This is a genomic window from Pseudomonas sp. UM16, assembly GCF_050312595.1.
Lineage (GTDB): Bacteria > Pseudomonadota > Gammaproteobacteria > Pseudomonadales > Pseudomonadaceae > Aquipseudomonas.
Window position 1 is genome coordinate 139,372 of record NZ_JBNPJT010000015.1, and the last position, 20,174, is coordinate 159,545.

Annotated in this window: 17 protein-coding genes and 1 pseudogene; 6 read left to right on the forward strand and 12 right to left on the reverse strand. The window is 60.5% G+C overall.

Features of this window, described 5'->3' with window-relative positions; genetic code table 11:
- Positions 1-28: 28 nt before the first annotated feature.
- From ACQRAX_RS18940 to ACQRAX_RS18950, 3 genes are all read right to left on the reverse strand, one after another.
- Complete coding sequence (locus tag ACQRAX_RS18940) at positions 29-1,771, reverse strand: amidohydrolase (protein ID WP_412040923.1); 1,743 nt, start codon at positions 1,769-1,771, stop codon at positions 29-31.
- A gap of 82 nt (positions 1,772-1,853) precedes the next feature.
- Positions 1,854-2,879, reverse strand: a complete 1,026-nt coding sequence (locus ACQRAX_RS18945) for a helix-turn-helix transcriptional regulator (RefSeq protein ID WP_412040924.1) — start codon at positions 2,877-2,879, stop codon at positions 1,854-1,856.
- Positions 2,880-2,887: 8 nt separating this feature from the next.
- Entirely contained in the window at positions 2,888-4,792 is a 1,905-nt protein-coding gene (locus ACQRAX_RS18950; RefSeq protein ID WP_412040925.1) for a M14 family metallopeptidase, read from the reverse strand.
- Positions 4,793-4,864: 72 nt separating this feature from the next.
- Here ACQRAX_RS18950 and ACQRAX_RS18955 point away from each other — a divergent pair, with 72 nt between their 5' ends.
- Complete coding sequence (locus ACQRAX_RS18955) at positions 4,865-5,191, forward strand: cupin domain-containing protein (protein WP_412040926.1); 327 nt, start codon at positions 4,865-4,867, stop codon at positions 5,189-5,191.
- 27 nt (positions 5,192-5,218) lie between these two features.
- Here ACQRAX_RS18955 and ACQRAX_RS18960 read toward each other — a convergent pair whose 3' ends face one another.
- Positions 5,219-6,124, reverse strand: a complete 906-nt coding sequence (locus ACQRAX_RS18960) for an AraC family transcriptional regulator (protein ID WP_412040927.1) — start codon at positions 6,122-6,124, stop codon at positions 5,219-5,221.
- A gap of 179 nt (positions 6,125-6,303) precedes the next feature.
- Here ACQRAX_RS18960 and ACQRAX_RS18965 point away from each other — a divergent pair, with 179 nt between their 5' ends.
- Complete coding sequence (locus ACQRAX_RS18965) at positions 6,304-7,356, forward strand: NAD(P)-dependent alcohol dehydrogenase (RefSeq protein ID WP_412040928.1); 1,053 nt, start codon at positions 6,304-6,306, stop codon at positions 7,354-7,356.
- Between the two features lie 63 nt (positions 7,357-7,419).
- Here the strand turns inward: ACQRAX_RS18965 and ureG are convergent, their stop codons facing one another.
- The 8 genes from ureG to ACQRAX_RS19005 are packed head-to-tail and all read right to left on the reverse strand — an operon-like array spanning position 7,420 to position 12,948.
- Positions 7,420-8,034, reverse strand: coding sequence for an urease accessory protein UreG (ureG, locus tag ACQRAX_RS18970; RefSeq protein WP_045190125.1), 615 nt, complete (start codon positions 8,032-8,034; stop codon positions 7,420-7,422).
- A 10-nt stretch (positions 8,035-8,044) separates the two neighbouring features.
- Positions 8,045-8,719: an urease accessory protein UreF gene (locus ACQRAX_RS18975; protein ID WP_412040929.1), complete on the reverse strand. Its 675-nt coding sequence runs from the start codon at positions 8,717-8,719 to the stop codon at positions 8,045-8,047.
- Positions 8,719-9,264: a HupE/UreJ family protein gene (locus tag ACQRAX_RS18980; RefSeq protein WP_412040930.1), complete on the reverse strand. Its 546-nt coding sequence runs from the start codon at positions 9,262-9,264 to the stop codon at positions 8,719-8,721. Before ACQRAX_RS18980 ends, ACQRAX_RS18975 begins: the two co-directional genes overlap by 1 nt.
- Positions 9,265-9,285: 21 nt before the next feature.
- Positions 9,286-9,765, reverse strand: a complete 480-nt coding sequence (ureE, locus tag ACQRAX_RS18985; RefSeq protein WP_412040931.1) for an urease accessory protein UreE — start codon at positions 9,763-9,765, stop codon at positions 9,286-9,288.
- Between the two features lie 10 nt (positions 9,766-9,775).
- Entirely contained in the window at positions 9,776-11,479 is a 1,704-nt protein-coding gene (gene ureC, locus ACQRAX_RS18990) for an urease subunit alpha (protein ID WP_412040932.1), read from the reverse strand.
- On the reverse strand, positions 11,476-11,793 hold the full coding sequence (locus ACQRAX_RS18995) for an urease subunit beta (protein ID WP_412040933.1): 318 nt from the start codon (positions 11,791-11,793) through the stop codon (positions 11,476-11,478). The genes ureC and ACQRAX_RS18995 overlap by 4 nt, the downstream gene beginning before the upstream one ends.
- 9 nt (positions 11,794-11,802) lie before the next feature.
- The gene (locus tag ACQRAX_RS19000) at positions 11,803-12,105 is read right to left on the reverse strand and encodes an urease subunit gamma (protein WP_045190136.1); all 303 of its coding nucleotides are present in this window, start codon (positions 12,103-12,105) and stop codon (positions 11,803-11,805) included.
- A 9-nt stretch (positions 12,106-12,114) separates the two neighbouring features.
- Entirely contained in the window at positions 12,115-12,948 is an 834-nt protein-coding gene (locus ACQRAX_RS19005; protein WP_045190138.1) for an urease accessory protein UreD, read from the reverse strand.
- 441 nt (positions 12,949-13,389) lie between these two features.
- Between ACQRAX_RS19005 and ACQRAX_RS19010 the strand changes: the two are divergent.
- From ACQRAX_RS19010 to ACQRAX_RS19025, 4 genes and pseudogenes are all read left to right on the forward strand, one after another.
- Positions 13,390-15,414 (forward strand): annotated as a pseudogene (locus ACQRAX_RS19010) (type VI secretion system tip protein VgrG).
- Positions 15,411-16,262, forward strand: coding sequence for a DUF4123 domain-containing protein (locus ACQRAX_RS19015; protein ID WP_412040934.1), 852 nt, complete (start codon positions 15,411-15,413; stop codon positions 16,260-16,262). Before ACQRAX_RS19010 ends, ACQRAX_RS19015 begins: the two are co-directional and overlap by 4 nt.
- Entirely contained in the window at positions 16,259-19,531 is a 3,273-nt protein-coding gene (locus ACQRAX_RS19020; RefSeq protein WP_412040935.1) for a toxin VasX, read from the forward strand. Before ACQRAX_RS19015 ends, ACQRAX_RS19020 begins: the two co-directional genes overlap by 4 nt.
- On the forward strand, positions 19,528-20,174 hold a 647-nt coding region (locus ACQRAX_RS19025), incomplete at its 3' end, for a hypothetical protein (protein WP_427867749.1). The genes ACQRAX_RS19020 and ACQRAX_RS19025, both read left to right, overlap by 4 nt.

The following is a 20,174-nucleotide window of genomic DNA, read 5'->3' on the forward strand; positions in this document are numbered from 1 at the left end:
AGGAACCAGGGTTCGTCAGGGGGAGCGGTCAGGACGCGGGGGCGTACACCTGTTTGCCGGCGAAGAAGGTCTTCAGCACTTGAGTTTCGAACAGTTCATCGTCGCTGACCTTGAATACGTCACGATCGAGGACGATCAGGTCGGCCTGCTTGCCGGGGGCCAACGAGCCAATCTGCTGATCCAGGCGCAAAGCCTTGGCGGCATTGAGGGTGTAGGCCTGGAACATCAACTGGCGATCTACGCTTTCTCTGGCGTTGAGCACCCCCAACGGTCCCTTGCGGGTGCTGGCCTGGGCGATGGCGTTCCACGGATTGGGGCTGGACACCGGCCAGTCACTGGCGCCGGCAATCGTCGCATCGGCCTGTTGCAGGGAGTGCGCCGGGTACTGGTAGCTGTAGGCCGAAGCGCTGATGTAGGGTTTGACCAGCTCGACGGTGTAGTTTTCACCCGTGGCCCACAACATTTGCATGGACGCGATCACCCCCAATTGCTTGAAGCGTGGAAAATCCTTGGGGTCAACCACTTGCAGGTGACTGATGCTGTGCACCTTGTCTGTGTGATTGAGCTTGCGTGCATACTCAACGCCATTGAGTGACTCACGTACCGCACGATCGCCGACCGCGTGCATATGGACGATCCAGTCACGTTTTTCGGCGGCCACCACCAGTTCGCCGAAGTGCGCAGGCTCAATCAGCAACTGGCCATCTTTTTTGCTGTTCTTGTAGGGTTCAAGCATTGCAGCGGTCTGCCCGGGATACTCCAACACACCATCAACGAACACCTTGATACCCGGGAAGCTCAGGTTGGGCACACCTTCAAACGTCTTCATCACCTTGGCCAATACTTCAAGGTCAGCAGGCTTGCTCTTGGGGTTGGCGATCATCAAGGCAGCGACATGCGCGCTGAGCTCGCCCTTCTCGGCCAACGCGCGGTAGAGCGGCAACACTCCGTAAGTGATTTCGGTGGGTTTGAAATCAAACAGCGAATCATCACTGCCGGCATTGGACGCCGCGTCCATCCATGCCGTGACACCGTACTGATTGTTGATCTTCACCGCTTCACGGGCGGCCTTGAGCATGAATGCCTCGCTGGCAGCCGGAATCTCGCTACGCACCTGATCCCAGCGCGACTCGGCAAAATACCCGTTGGGGGTGAAGTCCGCCTCGTGACCAACATAGCTACGGTCTTGCTCGGACATGCCCTTGACCGCTGCGGCATCGATCTTCAAACGTTTGAGCATGGCATTGTTGGCCCAACCGGTGTGACCGTCGATTCCGTTGAGCACCAACGGCTGCTCTGCCCAGCGGCCTTGGTTGAACACCTGGCCCAGCTCTCGGCTTTTTTCCCAGTACGCCGAACTTGCACCCGCAATGCTGATGACATCACCGGCGCGTCCCCGGCCTTCTTTGACTTCGGCCAGTATCCATTGCTCCAGTTCCGCTACCGGTTTGACTTCATCTTCCAGGTTGGCGCCGAGGCTGGCGAAGCCACCGGCGATCGGATGGCTGTGAGTATCGATCATGCCGGGCATCAACACCTTGCCAGCGAGGTCGATCCGTTGCGTGTTGGCATCGGCCAGGGCGTTGATCTGGGCATCGCTGCCCACTTGCAGAATCTTGCCATCCTTGACCGCCACCGCTTGCATCAGGGCTTGACCGGGCTCGGCGGTGTACACCTTGCCATTGACCAGCACCAAGTCGGCAGCAGCCAGCGCCTGCAGGGAGGAAAAGGCCAGTGTGGTGGCCAACAGGGTGGGAATAAATCGTTGCATCGGAACGCTCTCTTGTTTTTATCGGGGCTGCTCACACCCTATCGTGCGCGACAAAAGAACGGACCTCTGCAAATGAGGAGGGTCAGGCGCTTTTTTCACCTCCAGACTGCCCTGAGCGCAGGGCAGAACCCAACTCCACCTTGCTTTTGACCCCTAGCTGCGCATAGCAATTGCGCAGGTACGTACGCACGGTGGCCGGGCTCAGTGACAAAATACGCGCGATTTCCTTGTACGAATGGCCAGCGGCAAACAACATCGCAGCCGTTCGTTCCCGCGGTGCCAGCGTTACTCCCGCAGACGGTGCTTCCAGTGACAAGATCACGTGGCTGGCATTCGGACTCAGTGTCAATGCGCAACGCCCAAGGCGCATCACACAAGGGACTTTGTGCAACTGTTCGACAACTGCAGGCGGTAACAGCGAGCCACCCCAGCCAGGCACCTCACGTTCGATCGCCGCACACAGACGTGCGCCAATGTACAACAGGCTGCCGTCCTGCCGGGCAACGCCAAAATCACTCGCAGCACTGCCCACATCCAGGCGAATCATGTCCTGCACCTGGAAACGCCACAATTGCAGCAAGTGATCGCAGAAGGCGGAAAACACCACCTCCTCATTGAGGTCGAAAGCCACCTCATCCACACCGCGGTACAAGCAGACAAAAAAATTCAGCCCGCTCTCAGGCAATTCGAAGGTGATGCACATCAGGTGGTAGAGGTCATAGCGGCGGGCAAACACGTTAACCGCCTCTACCGGGTCGGTGAACTCACTGTCACGCAGCACTCGCCCCGGCCTTGCCAGGGTGTCGTGGGCGAAGCTGTCGAAGCCAGCCACGTAGCGCCATTCACTGGCGAACGAAGCCGGTAGGTCAATGCGCCCGTGCATCCAGCTGCGCGGCGGGACGCTGGCGCTGATACCAGACATCTCTCCCCACCAGGCCGACGCGAACGGCACCAGTTGGCGAAACGCCTGCAGGCCATTGGCAATGAAATCAGAGCCCCCGCGCTCGCGCGCAAGGCTCGCCAATTGCAAAACGCATTGATTAAATGCCTGCAGCGTTTCCAGCGAAAGCTGCGTACTGCTGGTTTGCGCAGTCAGCTGTGTTTGCACGACACCACTCAATACACCGCTCCCACCGGATAGACAAAGGCGTTCACGTCGTAGAATGGCGTACGCTGGTAAAACCACTGCAAGCGTGCGCTCGGGCTGGCGGCAAAGTCTTTATCGGCCTTGAGTTTCTTCTCGAACTCGGCTTTGAGCGCCGGGCTTTCGCCGAGCATCTTGCGTGCCATCGGCTCCATCACATACTCCTCCGGCTCTTCAGCGACGACCAGGGTCGAATTGAAGAAGCCCCAGGCCCAGAACGAATCCGGGCTTTCGGGGTAGAGCAAGTTGACGGCCAGAACCCCCAAGGGTTGATCAAGGTCGATCACCACAGAACCTGCCGGGAAGGTCTGCAGCCGCTCGAACGGTTTGGCCTCACCACTGACCAGCAGGCGCCCTTCATAGCCGGGAATCTGATTGGTTTGCGCGCGGTCGGGCTCAAAACCTCCGGCCACCTTGACCTCGTCCATACGATACAGGGTGACCGCGATCGCCGTGGGCTTGTCCAGGGTGGTCATCTGAATGCCATGGGCCTTGAGCCGGGCGATCACCTCGCGCCATTGCGCGGGCACCACGTACTGCTGCGGGCGTTTGGTTACCAGGTCCGGCTCGGTATTGCCGGTCACCGGTACCGTCAGTTGCTTGGGTTTGTTGCTCCAGACGATGGTTTTGGCGCCAGTGATTGGCGACTGTTCGTAGCGATAGTCACCGACATTGAACGGCGTGGTCTGGGCTTTGCCCGGTTTCCAGGTGAGCGTCACCTGCTGTTGTGTTTCCGCCCGTTCGCGGTCCTGGCGAATGGCCTCCTTGAGCGATGCCGACTGCTCGCCAATCACCTGAAACATGCTTTTGAGCATCACGTAGTTGCCCAGTACCTGGGTCTGGTACGGATGCAAGGCATGCTGTTCGATGAGAATCGAGGGAACGTTGCGAATGTCGCCATACTGGTTGGAAAACCGAGCTAGGTCGGTCCGGTACGGGTAGTAACCCTGAGTCGGGTCCTGATTGTCATTGAGGCTGATGCACTCATGCACCACATGCCCTTCCTTCTCCAGTGCCTGATACACCGGCGCGCGCATGACGCTGTCCATCCACGCGCTGCTGGCCGGTGACCAGCCGTTGCCGTTGTGGCAATAGGAACTGTCGTAGGGGTACATGGCGCCGTCGGTGGAATGGGTATCGGCAAAGAAGCTCAGGTCGTAGGTGTTGAACACCCAGGCGACGTTACGGATTTCGGCGCTGTCGAGCTTGGTAAAATCACGGTTGAGGTTGTAGTTCAGGCCGTTGACCCGCCAACCGGTTTCCTCTGGGCCGTTCTGGTTGATCCGCCCATAGGTACTGCGGCGCAAGTCACCGTCGATGTTAACGGTGGGGATAAAGAGGATGTTGACCCTCTCCAGCACGCTGGCCAGAGGTTTGTCACCGGTGGTCATGTCGCGCAGCAACATGAACATGGCGTCCTTGCCATTGGCTTCGCCAGGGTGAATCTCGGCCTCGACGAAGATCGTTGGCTTGCCCGACTCGTTAAGCCCGGCAGGTGATTTGTCGACTTCAAGCGAGGCGATGGCCATGATCATGGGATGGCCTTCGGCGCTTTTTTCCGGAAGCTCGTGCAGCACGACGCTGCCCCCGGCAGCAGTAACCAGTTTGTTCAGGTACGCGCGGGTCTGCTCGTAATTGCTGGTTTGATTGAAGCCGCTGGCTTCAGCTGCGGTGATCAGCGGGTCGTCTGCCTTGGCAATGTAGCGCGTGCTGGTTAGCGTTTGCGCGAACATCGGCGGCAGAATGCGCTGCTTGGCCGCCTCAGGGTAACCACTGTCGTCAATATACGACGGAGCGCTGGGTAATGCCGCCAGCGCCGGCAGGCTGGTAGTGATCAACATCGCGACACACAGAGGCTGCAAAAGCGGATGTTTCATGATCTATCCCTATCATGAGTGGCAGACGCCACCATAAACCACAATGCCTGCTCAGACGAGGGTCATGCGGCGATGATCAACAACCTGTTTAGCGCTGTTTCCGCTGCGGCGGCTCAAGAGCACTTCGATGAGCTGTTGAGGCGACCGGGTTTGCGTATCGAGCGCATCGTCTCCCAGGGCCAGGCGAGCCCTACCGGGTTTTGGTATGACCAGCCGCAAGGCGAGTGGGTGGTGCTGCTCAGTGGCTCGGCAGGCTTGCGCCTGGCGCATGAACCAAGCGAGCGGGTGCTGAGCCCTGGGGACTTTGTCGAGATACCCGCGCATTGCCGGCATCGGGTCGAGTGGACCGATACCAGCGCGCCCACGGTCTGGCTGGCGGTGCATTTTGATGCGGTGTAACGGCATTACGTGATCACAAATCACGGTTCAGGCCGTCAGGTTCAGGTAGGGCTGCTCTTCGCCTGGGCTGCGGTCGAAATGGCGCTTGTACTCACGGCTGAACTGCGAGGTGCTCTGATAGCCCACTCGATGGGCCACCTGCGCCACGCCCAAGCCTTCACCGATCAGCATCTGTTGGGCCTTGAGCAGGCGCAATCGCTTGAGGTACTGCATCGGCGAAAGCAAGGTGCTGCGCTTGAAGTGCTCATGAAAGGTCGAGGCACTCATGTTGGCGCAGTTGGCCAACGCTTCGACACTCAAAGGCTCGGCGTAATGCTCCCGCAAGTGGTTGAGTGCCGCAGCAATCCGGGCGAAGTGCCCCTGCTGCTCGACCAAGGCCCGCAACACCCCCGCTTGTGGGCCGCGCAAGGCCACATACAGCACTTCACGCACGCGTGCCGCGCCCATCACCTGACTGTCGAGCGGATCCTGCAGGCAGCGCAGCAGCCGTTCAACGCTATCGCGCATGGCCGCATCGAGCACCGCTGAAGTCATTGACTCCGGGGTTTGCGCCTTGATTACCGGGTCCGGCGCCAGACCCATGCTCTGCACCAGCTCGCCCAGGACAATACGGTCAATCGCCACCGCCACGCCCAATAGCGGCGCTTGCGGCGTGGCAAAGGTTTCGCACATGAACGGTACCGACAGCGCCTGCACCAGGTAATGTCCGGCCCCATATTCCAGGGTACGCGGCCCTAGTCGCGCCAGTTTGCTGCCCTGGGCGAGAATCATCAGGCTCGGCTCATAGATCTGTGGGCTGCTGGCGACGTAATCGTATGCCGACAGCACCTGGACCTGTGGCAGGTGAGTTTCGACAAATCCCGGGCGCGAGGCCAATGAACGAATCAAGGCGCACAGGGTGGCATTGGCATCAACGTGACGGGTCAGTTGCATGGTGAACCTGGACGGAGGAATAGACACTGGCATCATCGCAGCTTCACGGCTTGCTGTACGCAAACATCGTACAACTACGGAGTTTTAGGCATGACAGGCGGAGGAATGACAATAGGCAAGTACCCTGCCGCTGCGGACAATGGTCAGCATTCACTGTTGATCGCATTGCAGAGGCACTTATGTACACAGCTATCGGTTATGCCGCCCAGTCCGCTACCGCCCCCCTCGCCCCCATGACCTTCGAGCGCCGCGCCCTGCGCCCTGACGATGTGGCCATCGAGATTCGCTACTGTGGCGTGTGCCACTCCGACATTCACCAGGCTCGTAATGAATGGGGCATTGCCGTCTACCCACTGATGCCGGGTCACGAGATCGTCGGCAAGGTCACCGCCGTGGGCACCAATGTCAGCCGCTACCAGGTCGGTGACCGCGTTGGCGTCGGCTGCATGGTCGATTCCTGTCAGCATTGCGAAGCCTGCCGCGCTGATCTCGAGCAGTACTGCCTGGAAGGCCCGACCTTGACCTATGCCAGCCCTGACCGTGTTGACCGCAGCAACACCATGGGCGGCTACTCCAACAGCATCGTGGTCAGCGAACGTTTCGTCCTGCGCATCCCCGCCGCCCTCGACCTGGCCAATGCCGCACCGATTCTCTGCGCCGGCATCACGACCTACTCGCCGCTCAAGCACTATGGGGTCAAGCCCGGTGACCGCGTCGGCATTCTCGGCATGGGTGGCCTCGGTCACATGGGCATCAAATTTGCCAAAGCCATGGGCGCTGAAGTCACCCTGTTCACCCGCTCGCCGAGCAAGGCCGAAGAAGCCCGGCGCCAGGGGGCTGATCATGTGATCGTGTCGACCGATGAGGTGCAAATGCAGGCCGCCGCCGAGCGTTTTGACTTCCTCCTCGACACCATTCCGGTCCAACATGACCTGAACCCATACTTGCAGACCCTGAAGTTTGACGGGGTGCACATTCTGGTGGGTTTGATCGAGCCGGTGGACCCGGCCCTGCACGCGGCCAACCTGGTGATGAAGCGTCGGGTACTGGCTGGCTCATTGATTGGTGGCATCGCCGAAACCCAGGAAGTGCTGGAATACTGCGCTGAACATGACATTCGCTGCGATATCGAGATGCTCGATATACGTCATATCAACGAGGCCTACAGCCGGATGATTGCCGGCGATGTGAAGTACCGCTTTGTGATTGATATGGCGTCGCTCAAAGCTTGAGGGCCATTTGCACAATGATCTGTAGCCGCTGCCGCCAGGCTGCGGCTACAGTAGGGTTGCGCGTTAGCGGAGCATTCCACGCTCGACAATAAAATCGATCACCCGCTGCAAGCCCTGCCCGGTCTTCAGGTTGGTGAAGGTCCAGGGCCGCTCGGGCCGCATGCGCTGGGTGTCCTTTTCCATCACCTCCAGCGACGCACCGACATAAGGCGCCAGGTCGATTTTGTTGATCACCAGAAAATCCGACTTGGTGATCCCCGGCCCGCCCTTGCGCGGGATTTTCTCGCCTTCGGCCACGTCGATCACATACACCGTCAGGTCAGCCAGCTCCGGGCTGAAGGTAGCGCTGAGGTTATCGCCGCCGCTTTCAACGAAGATGACTTCCAGGTTGCCAAACTTGCGTGCCAGCTCTTCAACCGCCGCCAGATTCATCGAGGCATCCTCGCGAATCGCGGTGTGCGGGCAGCCGCCGGTTTCCACCCCGACGATGCGTTCAGGTTCCAGAGCACCGGCTTCGGTAAGGATGCGCTGGTCTTCTTTGGTGTAGATGTCGTTGGTCACCACGGCGATTTCATAGTGATCGCGCATAGCCTTGCACAGAGCTTCGAGCAGCGCGGTCTTGCCGGAGCCGACCGGGCCGCCAACACCGACGCGCAGGGGTTGCTGATAGCTTTGCATAGGGCTTTCCTCAGGATCGGAACAATCGGGTGTATTGGGTTTCATGACGGGACGAGGCAATCGCCAGCAGCGGTAAACCGGCGCCCAACTGCTCGTCAGGCAGTTGCAAAGCGTTTTCCAGCACCTCGGGCAGGGTTTCACATAGATCGCGTAGCAGGCTCTGCGCCGCCTGTTGGCCAAAGGGCACCAGCTTGACCCCGGCCATCACCGCGCCTTCGAGCCAAGCGAAGCCGTGGCCCAACGCCAGGTCACGCAAGGGAATCTGCCAATGCGCCCCTAGCCAGGCCATCCCACCCAGTTGGCTCATGGCCAGGCTGGACCGCCACTCGGGCGCCTGGGCCAATTGCCAGCCATCGAGCAGCCGTGCCAGAGCCATGCCACGCTGGCGTTCTTCCAGGCGCAGCTCGGCGGTTTCGCGGTTGGCCAGCAAGAACTGACTCCAACGGGCGAACGCTTGCGCATCATGGTCACGGCACGCCTGGTACAGCCGCGCCAACAGTGGCCAGTCGAGGCAACCCAAGGTGTCCTGCACTTGCTGCAACTGCCAGGCGCGAAAGCCTTCAGCGCCTTGCACCCAACCGGCTTCCACCGCCCACTCCAGCCCTTGTGAGTAGGTAAAACCACCCACTGGAAGGCTCGGGCTGGCCAGCTGTAGCAGCCGCAGCAGCTTCAGATCGCTGCTCATCAGCCCGCCAACACCAGGGCTGCCCCGGCCAGCAAACCGCCACCAAAGGCTTTTTGCAGCCCCGCATGACGGCGCAACAGGCGGCCGGCGCCATAGCCTGCCAGCAACAACAAGCCGCTGACCGCGACAAAGCCTGCGCTGAACACCCAGAATGCCCCCGGGCTGGCTTCAACGCCGTGGGCCCAACCGTGAAACAGGGCGAACACGGGCAAAGCCAAGGCCAACATGAGCTGACGTGCAGGTAGCAACAGCGCGGCTGCCGCCACCAGCAGTGAGCCGATGATCATCTGCTCCATGCCGAGTACGCCACCGAACAGGTGGCCCAGCAACGCCCCGGCGAACATCGCACAGAGCGTCAACAGCGGCAGCGCCAGGGTGCGACCGGTCAAGGCCGCAAGCACACCGGTGCCGAGCAGCATCAGCAGATGGTCGAGGCCGGTCAAAGGGTGCAGCAGGCCATCCTGCAGCGGGCTGGCGTCATGGCCGGGGTGGGCAAAGGCCGGAACAGCAACCAGCAGCAAGGTCAGCGCGAGGGTCTTTTTCAATGGTGATACTCCTTATCAAAATCAGTGCTGGGCGACGCGCACAAAGGGATGGTCGCTATGGACATGGCTGTGCGGTGCGCTCTGATAGGCACCGGCCTCAGGCTCAAACGGGGCCTGTTCAACCGTGACCTGCAAGCCCAGGCCACGCACCATCTCGTTCAGCACGTGGTCGTGCTGATAGCGCACAAACCCCGTGTCGATCTGCAACGGCACATGACGATTGCCTAGGTGATAGCTGGCACGCGCCAGCAGCAACGAGTCGCTACAGCGCACGGTGGACACCTGCTCAGGCGCAGCCAGCACGCGAACCACCTCGCAGCCGTATTCATCACCGAGCAGCTCGCCGCCACGCAGCAACTGGCCGCGTTCAAGCATCAAGCCGGCCTCACGGCCGTCGTCGAGGGTGACGCGTACCCGGCTTTTGATCCGCGTGTCCAAGGTAAGGGTCAGCGTGGCGCTTACCTGCTCGGCTTCACTCAACCGATGGGTCAAAACAATCATGTTCGCTCCTTCAAAACAGAAAATAACGCTGTGCCATCGGCAGCACCGTGGCGGGCTCACACATCAACAGTTCACCGTCAGCGCGCACTTCGTAGGTCTGCGAATCCACCTCGATCAGCGGCAGCAGGCCGTTGTGCAGCATGTCGCCCTTACGCACCGTGCGACAGCCATCGACCATGCCAATCAGGCTGCGCAGCCCCAGTTGCTGGTGAACACCGCGGCTATGGGCCGATTGCGACAGGAAGGTCATGCGCGTTGCATTACGCGCCGCGCCCAAAGCGCCGAACATGGGTCGGTAATGCACCGGCTGCGGCGTCGGGATCGAGCCGTTGATATCGCCCATCGGCGCCATAGCAATCATCCCGCCCTTGATCACCAGCGCCGGCTTGACCCCGAAAAAGGCCGGGGCCCAGAGCACCAAGTCGGCCAGCTTGCCGGCCTCCACCGAACCCACTTCATGGGCGATGCCATGGGTCAGCGCCGGGTTGATGGTGTACTTGGCGATGTAGCGCTTGACCCGGAAGTTATCGCTGTATTGGCTATCGGGGGACAGCGGGCCGCGTCGGCGCTTCATCTGGTCCGCAACCTGCCAGGTGCGCAGTACCACTTCGCCGACCCGACCCATGGCCTGAGAGTCGGATGAGGTCATCGAGAACGCGCCGATGTCATGTAGGATGTCTTCGGCAGCGATGGTCTCGCGCCGAATACGCGATTCGGCGAAAGCCACGTCTTCGGCAATGCTCGGGTCCAGGTGGTGGCAGACCATAAGCATGTCCAGATGCTCGTCGACGGTGTTGACGGTGTAGGGCAAGGTCGGGTTGGTCGACGACGGCAGCACATTGGCAAAGGCTGCCGCACGGATAATGTCAGGGGCATGGCCGCCGCCCGCCCCTTCGGTGTGAAAGGTGTGGATGGTGCGGTCACCAATGGCCGCCAGGGTGTCTTCGACACAGCCGGATTCGTTGAGGGTGTCGGTGTGAATCGCCACCTGCACGTCCAGTTCCTCGGCAACGGTCAGGCAACAGTCAATTGCAGCGGGCGTCGAGCCCCAGTCCTCATGCAGTTTCAGGCCTACCGCACCCGCGTGAATCTGCTCGCGCAGGGCTTCAGGCTGCGAGGCGTTGCCCTTGCCCAGCAGGCCAATATTGATCGGCAGCTCATCGGCAGCCTGGAGCATACGCGCCAGGTACCAAGGCCCGGAGGTGCAGGTGGTGGCGTTGGTGCCCGTAGCCGGACCGGTGCCGCCCCCGATAAAGGTGGTGATACCCGAAACCAGCGCTTCCTCCACCTGTTGCGGGCAGATGAAGTGGATGTGCGAGTCAATGCCGCCTGCCGTGACGATCTTGCCCTCGGCGGCAATGATTTCGGTGCCTGGGCCAATGGGCAGGGTCACGCCCGGCTGGACGTCAGGATTGCCGGCCTTGCCCACGCCGAAGATGCGCCCGTTCTTTACCCCGATGTCAGCCTTGACGATGCCCCAATGATCGATGATCAGCGCATTGGTCAGCACCAGGTCCATCGCCTCGGCAGCCAGCATCTGTCCCTGGCCCATGCCGTCGCGGATGACCTTGCCGCCGCCGAATTTGACCTCTTCACCATAGATCGTGAAGTCCTTTTCCACCGCCACCCATAGCTCGGTGTCGGCCAGCCGCACCCGGTCACCCACAGTGGGGCCAAACATATCGGCATAGGCCCGACGCGAAATTCGACTCATCCTTGCGTCTCCAGCTTGCCCATCACCTTGCCTTGAAAGCCGTAGACCTCGCGCTTACCGGCGTACGGCACCAGGGTCACCGTCCGCGCCTGACCCGGTTCGAAGCGCACGGCGGTACCGGCGGCAATGTCCAGGCGCCAACCCAAGCTCAGCTCACGCTTGAACACCAAGGCCTGGTTGACTTCATAAAAGTGGTAATGCGAGCCGACCTGCACCGGTCGGTCACCATGATTGGCCACGGTGACACTCACGGTTGGGCACCCCACATTGAGTTCGATGTCGCCCTCGGCGACCTGTACTTCTCCGGGAATCATCCTGCGCTCCTAGACAATCGGGTCATGCACGGTCACAAGCTTGGTGCCATCGGGAAAGGTGGCTTCTACCTGCACGTCAGGAATCATTTCGCTGACCCCTTCCATCACCTGTTCCCGGCTGAGTACTTCACGGCCCAGGTTCATCAGCTCGGCGACGGTGCGCCCATCGCGAGCGCCTTCGATGACCGTGGCGCTGATCAAGGCCACCGCTTCCGGGTAGTTGAGCTTCAGGCCACGGGCCAGCCGACGCTCGGCCAGCAGCGCCGCTGTGAACAGCAGCAGTTTGTCTTTCTCTCTCGGGGTCAGCTCCATGGCGTTCTCTCAAGTGGCCCAGATACGCGGCGGGCATGGCGCCAGACCGACAACAGTCGGTCGCAAGGCATGCCATATCTGCTGCAGGGTGGATTGCAGGCGTTGGTTATCGTGATCGAGCAGGCGTACAACCAGCAGTTGGCCGAGCAGGGTTGCACCGGCGGGTACGCTCAAGTCATCGATCAGCACACGGGTCTGATCGAGTAATGTCTGGTTGGCCGGATACGCGCAGAAGGTCGCCAGCAGCGGGTAGCCGCCAAGCTTTTGCAACTGACCACCGTCGATACGCTGGCGTTCGTACAGGCCAGGGTCGTCAGGCACATCGATCTGCAAGCGACTGTCCAGGGCGCCATGGCTGAACACTTCGTTCATCACCGGCCGGCCCAGGCACAGGGTTTCCCAGGCCAAAAGACGGGCACCTGGCGACAGACTGAAGCGGTTTTCCAGGCGTACCCGCGCGCCCGGGAAACAAATGCTGCCCTGGGGCAACCACTCCAGCACGCTGTCAGCGGCCAGATGAAAATGCTGGCTGAGGCTCGCGGTGTCGCCGCCGCTGCGGTAGAACTTGGTGGCACCGGGCATGGTCAGCAAGGCATGGCTGCCTGCTTCCAGCTGCACATCAAGCACCAATTTGTCGCCACCGACTACACCGCCGGGTGGGTGCAACACATAGACGTGGCACGGTGCGCCTTCAGGATAGAACGGCCGCTGCACCAAAAGAGGACCGAAATGCCGCCGTGCACCAATACAGGTCTTCGTCCCGCGCCGGACAAAGCGCAGCGACAACTCGGCACTCCAGCCGGTATCGCGGGCAGCAAGGTCGTGCGGTTGGGCAAGTGTCATGGGTCTGGTCCCTGTAAATGCTGTTGTCGACGCATTTGACGGACGGGTCCGACCTCAACCAGGGCATATGCAAGGTTGCAGGTTTGACCAATCGATCAGCAATCGATACAGGGGGCAAAGCACATAGCGGGCCAGAATGGCGCAATCGTAGGCGCAGCATGTAGCCGCTGCCGAGACACGAGGCTGCGATCGACTGCAGGGCAGTCGCAACTCGGGCACCTCATGGGAGGCTGACGAATCGCGCAGGTGCTCGCAAACCACTGTATCCAGGTCGAGAAAAGCCACTGCCAGTACAAACAAACGAAAATTCGCACAGATGCTTAGGACGCATCCTGCATCAATTCCCATGTCGCCTTGTTAGCGTGCTCGAAAAATTGAGCTTGCTCAGGCAATGGCTTGCGCATCGCCTTTTGCTTTCCCTTTCAGCTTAAGGATAAGTGTATGTTCGCGCCGGCCAATGCTGCGCTTTTCGAGCTACAGATCCCCAAGGTTCGCAATGACTTCAAAGTGCTGGCTTTCAGCGGTACTGAAGCCATTAGTTGCTTGTATGCGATCAGCGTCGAGCTGGTCAGCGAGTACCCTGATTTCGATCTGGAAAGCCTGCTCGGTCAGCCGGCGTTCCTGCGCTTTGGCCTGCAGGGTGAAGGGATTCACGGGCATATCGACGATGTCCTGGTCGGCGAACCTGGCAGACGCCTGACCCGCTATCAGCTGACCCTGGTGCCCGCGCTGCACTACTTGCAATTCAGCCATAACCCGCGGATCTTCCAGCAACTGACGGTGCCGCAGATTGTTGCCCAGGTGCTCCAGGGCCATGGAATTCAGGCTGATGCCTTTGCCTTCCATGTCCGCACCAGCCCTGAACGCGAATACTGCACTCAATATTTTGAAAACGACTACGAACTGATCCAGCGGCTGTGCAGTGAGGACGGGATTGCCTGGCATCACCAACACAGCCCGGACGGCCATCGGCTGGTGTTCACCGACGACCAGACGTTTTTCCCCAAGCTTGGCGCCACGCCGTATCAGCAAGGCGGTGGTCTGGTGGCCGATCACCCGGTCATCAGCCAGTTCTCCCGGCGCTTCAGCATCCGCACCAGCACGGTCACGCGCCGCGGCTATGACTTCCAGCGGCCAAGCCTGCTGCTGGAAAGCCAGTTCACCGCCGAGTTCAGCCCGAAGCTTGAGGACTACCGCTACCCGTTGTCGATGGACACCGAGAGCCTTGGCAGGCAACGCGCTCGCCAGGCCCTGGAGCGGCACCGCTGTGACTACCAGTTGGCCGAAGGTCAAAGTGACCAACCATTTCTGCGCAGCGGCCACTTCTTCGACCTGACCGAGCACCCGCGTAAAGACTGCAACGACTTGTGGCTCTTGCTCAGCGTCACCCATGAAGGCAAGCAGCCGCAGGTGCTTGAGGAGTCAGTCAGCAGCGACAGCCAACCCGAAGGCGGCTTCAGCCAAGGCTATCGCAACAGCTTCAGCGCCATTCCCTGGGACGTGTTCTATCGGCCGCCGCTGGTCACCCGCAACGCCGAGCTGGTCAGCCAGACGGCGCGGGTTACCGGGCCAGCAGGGGAAGACATCTACTGCGATGAATACGGGCGGGTCAAAGTCGAATTTCACTGGGACCGTGCCGAGCTCAACAGTGACAAGAGCAGTTGCTGGCTACGGGTAGCGTCGAGCTGGGCTGGACAGGGTTTTGGCGCGGTGACCCTTCCGCGCATCGGCATGGAAGTAGTGGTGACCTACCTGGAGGGTAATCCCGACCAGCCGTTGATTACCGGTTGCGTGCCCAACAAGCTCACCCCGCAGCCTTACCCGTTGCCCGCGAACAAAACCAAGACCGTGCTGCGCAGCCGTAGCTCGCCTGACAGCGGTGGCTACAACGAACTGTCGATTGAAGACCGCTAAGGCCAAGAATTGATCTACCTGCGCGCCCAGCGCGACCTGGAGCAAAAGATCGAACACGACAGCCAGCTTGAGATCGGTAACGAGCGGTGGGAAACCATCAAGGGCAACAGCATTGCGGTGCTGGAATCTGAAGACCAGCGCACCGTAAGCGCGGACCGCAAGGTCGAACTCAAGGCCAACGACTACTTGCAGGTCGCCAGCAGCAGCCATACCCGCATCGGACAAACGCTGGCAGTTGAAGCGGGCCAGCAACTGCACATCAAAGCGGGTGCCCATGTGATTCTCGATGCCAGCGCCAGCATCACCTTGAAAGGCGGCGGCCAGCACATCGTCATCGGGCCCGGGGGAATTTTCAGCAGCGTGCCCATCGTACTGGGTGGTACGCCGGTTATGGGGGTTCCCGCGCAGCAGGCCCTTTCGGCCATACCAATGGTCACCCAGGCGCTGGTTGCTCTGCCACGGGTTACACAAGGTGCGGCGTTGATCCAAGCCGCTCAGCAAGCTGCACCCGTCTGCGCCGTGTGCCAAAAACTAGCGGAGCTCAACGCATGAGTCAGGCTTATCTGCTGCTGGATGGTGCCCTGATCGATAATCTGCCAAGCCGTCTGATTGAGCACGGAGGCAGTACGGCGTTTCAATCGCTGTATCAACAGACTGCCTACAGCGCTCTGGTAACGGTTAGCCCGGTGTTGGTGCCGGTAATTCCGAACAGCCCGCTGGCGCACACGTTTGCCCAGGAGTGGTGTGCGACGGCCGGTATCTGGCTGGAATCCGAGGTGAATGAAGCGGCTGTAGTGCAGCACTTGCGTAGCCTGATTCACGCCCGCATCGAGGGCGATGTCAGCGTTTTCTTTCGATACTTCGACCCCCGTATCACCCACTTGTGGTTGGCGGATCTAGCACCCCAGGCACGTGATCGATTGATGGGGCCGATCCGCCGAATTTTGTTGCCGGAATCGCTTCATCCATCGGGTTTCATTGCCCAGGAAAACCCTGATCAACCCATCGCTCAGTACACGGACAAGCCTTGGTTATTCCTTACCCTGGAGCAACTGGGGCACTTGAGCGCAGCCAAGCGGCAGCGTCTTGCCCAGCAGTTGATCGAGCATTGCCAGCTGCATGTTCCTCAACGCTTGCAAGGCTTGGCTCCCGCTGCACAACAGCAGTGGGCCTCGGCCTGCCAGCACAGCGCTGAGCGGCAAGGCTACAGCACCGCCGATCAAATCATGCGCTGGGCCAACTTTCACGCCGTGCTAGGTGATGACTTCCCCAACGCAGCGGATCACACCGTTTACCGGCAGATCCTGGACGAGAAAGAGGTTCTACCCACACAGCGTCTGGATAACCTGAGCGCCGAACTGCACCGTCAGTTGCTCACCGAAAAGGGACTGATTGCATGAGTGCAGACAAGCTGGAAATGCTTGATCGACTGGCACGAGCTGACCGAGCCGCCAGGGCGATGCCCCACGAAGATATCAACTGCGCCATAACGCCCTGCCCTGCCGGTCAGCCTGAACTGTTCGTGGTGCCGGTGCGCTATGCGCTGGCCGAAGAACAAGCGCCCCATCCCTGCTGCGCGCCTGGCGTTGCCAGCCACAGCCATCCCATGGCGGCCCGCCGCCTGCGCGCAGGTTATCTTTACCTGTGGCAGGACCAGGGCCCGCTCCAACGCTACGCCATCGCACCCGATGGTTTGCTCAGCGAGCAAGCGCTGGAGGACGATGACACGCTCGTGTTGAACGGCACCTTGGCGGGCCTGGCGCTGAAAAAGATCCATAACGCCTGGATGCTCTACTGCGAGTACCCCCTGCCCCCGGAACACTGCCAGGCGTTGAGCGACAGCAGTGCCCAGCGCAGCGCGCACATGCGCCACGTGGCCTTGCGCACGGTGGCCAACGAGCTGCAAGCGCCTCATTGCCCTGCGCTGGCCGATGCTGAGCAGGTGAGGGCCGAACTGATCCCGTCCACCTACGCCCGATCGATGAAGGCCGATCAAAAGCGCGGCGGCGACGATACCGACGCACTGGGCGCGGCGGCGATGAAATCGCCGACAACCCATAACATCAACGCCTACACCACGGCGATGCACCGCGCACGAGAACGGGAAAGGGTCATTGGCCAACACCCCGACGCCAGCGACGAAGCGCCGGGCGAGTGGAGCGCCGAACGCTGGGAGGGCCAGCGCACTCAGGATTGGCTGGAAACCGCCAAGGCCCAGGCCAATGGCTTGTTTCCTGTCTTTGCCTGCCTGGACGATGACCTCGGCGTGCTGCGCGATATCAACCATGAGCAGGAGTGGCTGGAAGCGCGTCACCAACAGTGGATCGCTGATAACACCCTGCGCCTGAGCATCGGTGGGTTTGTGCGCAGCCTGGTCAGCGAAGACGGGGCTGAGTTGGCGGGTACCCTCAACTACCGCTACAAGGGGCGTGATATCAGCCTCACCCCCGAGCAGGGCAAGGTCATGCTCGACACCCAGCATCAGCTGGATGAGGCGCTCAGGGCTGAAACCCAGGCCCGCCGCTACGGCGGCCAGCCCAGCCGGGTTGAAGCCAGCACCCGCGATGCGCGTATTGCCAGTATCGTAGCGCCCGTGCGCGCCTTTATACCGGCCGACCTGTACCCCGAAGCAGAACGCCTGGTGCGCGAATACCGCGCCGAAAAACAGGCCAACCGCGATAACGACTTCCTCAGTGCCAAGGTGAGTGAATACATCGACCTGGAGGCGATGAACACCTGGCTCGAAACCACCGCCCCCAGCCATTTCCAACAGATCGAACAACGCCATCAAGCACTGTTCAGCGACCGCGGCGTGTTCCTCAAGCGTTCCGCCAATGGCACCTGGTTTGTCGATTACCATGACCTGAACACACGGCTCTGGTTGACTGAACTGGCCACGGGCTGCCTGAGCGCCCAATGCATTCGGGCCCAGGGCGCCGAACAATATGCCGACTATGTGCGGGCCGCCGATGGCGGCGCACTGACACACCTCTTCCGCGCCTGGACGCCTTCGCTCGATGCGGCCATGAACAGCAGCACGCGCCTGGGCGAGTTGCTGGCGGCGCTGGCCGCCGAGAACATCACCGCCACCCATCAGGCACTGGCCCCTCTGACCCTGCCGATCATCAATGACCTCGCGGCCATGGCCCAAGACGCCAACGGCCCATGGAGCGTGCTGGTCAACCGCCTGGCCGCGGCGTTGCTGTTGCTCAAAGAGCAGAAAACCTTCAGCACGGCCTGGCTCGGCATTTTCGTTGCCGCGCGCCTGGGCAGCGAAGCGCGCTTGCAGTTCGTGACCGAAGGTGGCCGCCAGATCTGGACGTTACTGGGGCAAAAAGCCGAAGGCCTGACCCGCTGGGCCCGCGCCACAGGGGAAGCCATTGGTGCCGGGCGCGTGGCAGGGATTACGAACTCCACCTTTGTGACCCATAGCGGTGGAGTCGTCCCCCTGGCGGCCTTGCTGCTGAACTCGTTCAACGCGAGTAATTATCTGAGTCAGGCTGAGACCGTGGAGGGAATGGACGACCGGCGTGTTAACGACACTATTTCTGCGGCTTTGTATGCTGGTGCGGCGTTAACGGCGGTGGTTGATAATCAGGTACGGTTGGGGCTGAAGAAGGATCGGTTCTATTTCTTTGGCTCTCCGGCTCCAACCCTGACCCTGTTTGGTGCGGTGATTGGTGGACTGTCACTGGGTGCGGCGGCGGAAGAGTACAAGTCGCTGCAAACACAGTTAGAAAGTGCGCAAACACAAGTCGATCCTTGGCTGGAGATGCGCCTGGCCGTGGTCTCGGGCCAGGTAACGGCCTATGGAGCCCAGGCGTTATTGGGCGTAGTACAAACGGGCAAAGCCTTGGCGGGTTTAGTGGAAGTGGAAACCGCCATCATGCGCTATTCGCTGTACATGGGACCGCTGAACTGGATCATTGCCGCGCTGGGCGTGCTGTACCTGATCACCTGGTTCTTTCAGCAAACGCCACTGCAAAACTTCCTCAGCGCCTGCTGCTGGTCAAAAGCACGGGCGGGCAATCTGGAGCCTATCGCGGCCAAGGCCCAACAAAGCGAACTCAACCACCTGTACGGCATCCTGTATACACCTCGAGTGAGCATGGAGAGCCGTTCGGAGGTAGGCAGCGCCAATGGACCTTCAGGACTGACGTCCATCAGCTCCATCGACTGCCTGACCATCGACCTGCCAGGGGCTGAGCCCAGCAGCGTCTACCTGGGACTGAGCCTGATCGGTGACCCAGTGGATACCCAGCGCCACCGCTACCTGATCAAAAACAGCCTGAGCAAAAATCGTCAGCCGCCCAGACCTTGGCGGAATATGGTCCCGCACTGGCTACCCAGCAGCAGCTGTTGCTGGATACCGGCCAAGGAAGGTCAAGGCTTGCGCCTGAGCGGGCCCTTCAACACAGAACCAGGTGTTCTTAGTACACAACCCAGTACTGTCTCCCTGCGCTTGTGGTACCGCACCCCCTTGATCGCGATGCTGGGTGCCGACACCTTCATCGGTGGTGAACGGGGGCTCGCCTTTACGTTGAATGACAGCGGCGGCGTGGTTGCCCTGCGGGACGACCCGACACCGGAACTGGATAGTGTGCCGAGGTATGGGCTGGGCGCAGATCGACCCGGTGCCTATTACCTGCAACCCAAGGACAAGACATGAGTACGCCACCGGCAGGCACCACAAAAAAGCGGATATTTTCGCGCAATGACTACTTGGCACCACTGCCCATCCCCACCGGTCGAAAACCCTCGGATGTGCTCAACACTATTTGGCGCAAGAATGAGGTGTTTCTCGATATCGGTAACTACAGCATCGGCTCGGCGGTGATGGTCATATGGTCAATGGCAATGCTATTTGCGCTTATGTATTACATCACGTCTAACTCTCTAATATTGGGAGGCGGACTAATCATTGTGGGCATCCCGATCATGTTTGTAATCCAGGGCCTGTTTCGCGAGGTGCCCTTACCCGTGCGTTTCAACCGGCAACGCCGTGAGGTGTGTGTACCGCAAGCAGATGGCGAGTACTGGATTGTCCCTTGGGAAAGCGTGACGGCGGCGGCGACGCAACATTCGTCGGTGAGCCAGGCAGGTAAAGCAACGATGGGCTTATTGATCATCGGCTTTGAGAACCCCGACCCGCAGGCCAAAGACGATAACAAGCATTTCTCACTGGGCTTTAACTGTGGAGGTGGCACCACCGCCATGGCGTTGTGGGAGTGCATGCGCAGTTATATGGAGATTGGGCCGGATGCAGCGCCGGAGGCGGCTGCACTTAACTCAGGCGGGAGCCTGCGCTACTA

Bases quoted from the DNA above. Each gene is read 5' to 3' on its own strand.
- ACQRAX_RS18940 (WP_412040923.1), bottom strand. From the start codon at position 1,771: ATGCAACGATTTATTCCCACCCTGTTGGCCACCACACTGGCCTTTTCC.
- ACQRAX_RS18950 (WP_412040925.1), bottom strand. From the start codon at position 4,792: ATGAAACATCCGCTTTTGCAGCCTCTGTGTGTCGCGATGTTGATCACT.
- ACQRAX_RS18955 (WP_412040926.1), top strand. From the start codon at position 4,865: ATGATCAACAACCTGTTTAGCGCTGTTTCCGCTGCGGCGGCTCAAGAG.
- ACQRAX_RS18960 (WP_412040927.1), bottom strand. From the start codon at position 6,124: ATGCAACTGACCCGTCACGTTGATGCCAATGCCACCCTGTGCGCCTTG.
- ACQRAX_RS18965 (WP_412040928.1), top strand. From the start codon at position 6,304: ATGTACACAGCTATCGGTTATGCCGCCCAGTCCGCTACCGCCCCCCTC.
- ureG (WP_045190125.1), bottom strand. From the start codon at position 8,034: ATGCAAAGCTATCAGCAACCCCTGCGCGTCGGTGTTGGCGGCCCGGTC.
- ACQRAX_RS18975 (WP_412040929.1), bottom strand. From the start codon at position 8,719: ATGAGCAGCGATCTGAAGCTGCTGCGGCTGCTACAGCTGGCCAGCCCG.
- ureE (WP_412040931.1), bottom strand. From the start codon at position 9,765: ATGATTGTTTTGACCCATCGGTTGAGTGAAGCCGAGCAGGTAAGCGCC.
- ureC (WP_412040932.1), bottom strand. From the start codon at position 11,479: ATGAGTCGAATTTCGCGTCGGGCCTATGCCGATATGTTTGGCCCCACT.
- ACQRAX_RS18995 (WP_412040933.1), bottom strand. From the start codon at position 11,793: ATGATTCCCGGAGAAGTACAGGTCGCCGAGGGCGACATCGAACTCAAT.
- ACQRAX_RS19000 (WP_045190136.1), bottom strand. From the start codon at position 12,105: ATGGAGCTGACCCCGAGAGAGAAAGACAAACTGCTGCTGTTCACAGCG.
- ACQRAX_RS19005 (WP_045190138.1), bottom strand. From the start codon at position 12,948: ATGACACTTGCCCAACCGCACGACCTTGCTGCCCGCGATACCGGCTGG.
- ACQRAX_RS19015 (WP_412040934.1), top strand. From the start codon at position 15,411: ATGAGTCAGGCTTATCTGCTGCTGGATGGTGCCCTGATCGATAATCTG.
- ACQRAX_RS19020 (WP_412040935.1), top strand. From the start codon at position 16,259: ATGAGTGCAGACAAGCTGGAAATGCTTGATCGACTGGCACGAGCTGAC.